The sequence below is a fragment of the Microcystis sp. LEGE 08355 genome (assembly GCF_015207185.1).
Lineage (GTDB): Bacteria > Cyanobacteriota > Cyanobacteriia > Cyanobacteriales > Microcystaceae > Microcystis > Microcystis panniformis.
The window spans coordinates 1-2138 of record NZ_JADEXI010000715.1; the positions used below are offsets into that span (position 1 = coordinate 1).

A 2138-nucleotide genomic window follows, 5' to 3' on the forward strand; every position below is an offset into this window, starting at 1 on the left:
CTTTCTACTGTACTTTTAGCCTGGGCGGCAATTATATCTGAGGGGTGAAAATAGGGGGAATTCCAAAAGTCGTAGGTGGCACTCGCTGCGGCTAGATTTCCCGAAGCTTGTGGCACACTTGTACTAGGTTGACTGGCCAAGTTTTCTACGATACTGATTAACCTTTTCTTTCTTCTGGTGTCCCCTAGGTCTGCATACTGTAATTCTTGGGCTGCCCATTTCTCCATTTTTTGGCTTACCTCCACCTTGATTCCTTCTTTCAAAACTATACCTATCAATCGTTTCCCCTTTTTTTAAGTTTCTTCTCTTTTTGTTAAGAAAGATCTGACTAATGGATAGCCTTGATAAGGGGGGTGCCGATAGGCGGGGGGATCTGAAAGTTTTTAATACCTATCTACTTAGGTTACACTTCATCTTGAGGAGAAACGCTGTAACACTCCTCACTCAATGCAGGTCACTGAAAACCCAAATCTGATTACTGATCACTGATTAGTCAAGGCTTAAGAAATAGGGAAAGTTTAGCTATCTTAGGGAAAGTAGGCGCTAAAAGGGGAAGAAGAACGCATCAGCTGAGACTGAATTTCTATGACTAAACGTACCTTCGGTGTTATCGGACTAGCTGTCATGGGAGAAAATCTCGCTCTCAATGTGGAGAGTCGGGGTTTTCCCATCGCTGTTTACAATCGCACCGCCAGCAAAACTAAAGAATTTATGGAAACTCGCGCCGTCGGCAAAGATGTCAAGGCGGCCTATAGTTTAGAAGAATTCGTCCAAATTTTAGAGCGTCCCCGCAAAATTCTGGTCATGGTCAAAGCTGGCCCGCCGGTGGATGCCGTGATCGAACAATTAAAACCCCTTCTCGAAGAAGGAGATATGATTATCGATGGCGGTAACTCCCTCTATGAGGACACGGAAAGACGCACCCGCGACCTAGAATCGACCACTAAACTGGGTTTTGTCGGGATGGGAGTCAGTGGTGGCGAAGAAGGCGCTCTGCACGGTCCTTCCCTGATGCCGGGGGGTACAGAGTTCGCCTATCGGGAATTAGAGCCGATTTTAACCAAAATTGCCGCCCAAGTCGATGATGGTCCCTGTGTCACCTATGTGGGATCTGGTGGTGCGGGCCATTATGTGAAAATGGTTCACAATGGCATCGAGTACGGCGATATGCAGTTAATTGCCGAAGCCTACGATGTGCTGAAAAATGGTCTAGGACTAAGCAATCAGCAGTTACAGGAAACTTTCGCCGAGTGGAATTGCACCGATGAGCTTAATTCTTATTTAATTGAAATTACCGCCGATATCTTTAAGTATGTTGACCCGGAAACCGGTCATCATCTGGTAGATTTAATCTTGGATTCGGCAGGACAAAAGGGAACCGGACGCTGGACTGTGTTAAGTTCCTTGGAGTTGGGGGTGCCAATTCCGACCATTTATGCTGCGGTTAATGCTCGCGTGATGTCCGCTTATAAGGATGAACGGGTGGCCGCCGCTAAAGAGTTACCCGGACCCGGGGAAACCTATCCGGGGGATGCGGCACTATTTGTGGATAAGGTGCGTGATGCTCTTTACTGCTCGAAAATGTGTTCCTATGCCCAGGGTATGGCTTTAATCGCTAAAGCTTCTCAGGAGTTTAACTATAATATCAGTCTGCCGGAATCAGCCCGGATCTGGAAGGGGGGCTGTATTATTCGGGCTGGTTTCTTGGATAAAATTCGCAAAGCTTTTGCGGAAAATCCGGGGCTGCCGAATTTGTTGTTAGCACCGGAATTTAAGCAAAGTATCCTCGATCGCCAAGAGGCCTGGCGTGAGGTGTTAGTCTTGGCTAATAAGTTGGGAATTCCTGTCCCGGCTTTTAGTTCTTCTTTGGACTATTTTGATAGTTATCGTCGGGCCAATTTACCGCAAAATCTCACCCAAGCACAACGGGATTATTTTGGCGCTCATACCTACGAACGTACCGATAAACCCAGAGGTGAGTTTTTCCATACGGAATGGATGACTGAATCCTAAAGCTATCTAATATCTTCTCCCCTTTTTATTTCCCTTAAAAAGGGGAATTTTTGACGATATTTTTCTGATTAAGAGTTAATACCAAATCCGTTTTTAATAGTGTGATTAACTCTCAAGTTATGAAT

At 45.8% G+C, this 2138-nt stretch carries 2 protein-coding genes; one reads left to right on the forward strand and one right to left on the reverse strand.

From position 1 onward, the window contains the following. Positions 1–227, reverse strand: a 227-nt coding sequence (locus IQ242_RS23235) for a transposase (protein ID WP_148045298.1), incomplete at its 3' end; no start/stop codon positions are given. 358 nt (positions 228–585) lie between these two features. On the opposite strand from IQ242_RS23235, the gene gnd reads away from it, so the two are divergent. Further along, positions 586–2013, forward strand: a complete 1428-nt coding sequence (gene gnd, locus IQ242_RS23240; protein ID WP_193961580.1) for a decarboxylating NADP(+)-dependent phosphogluconate dehydrogenase — start codon at positions 586–588, stop codon at positions 2011–2013. Positions 2014–2138 lie beyond the last annotated feature (125 nt).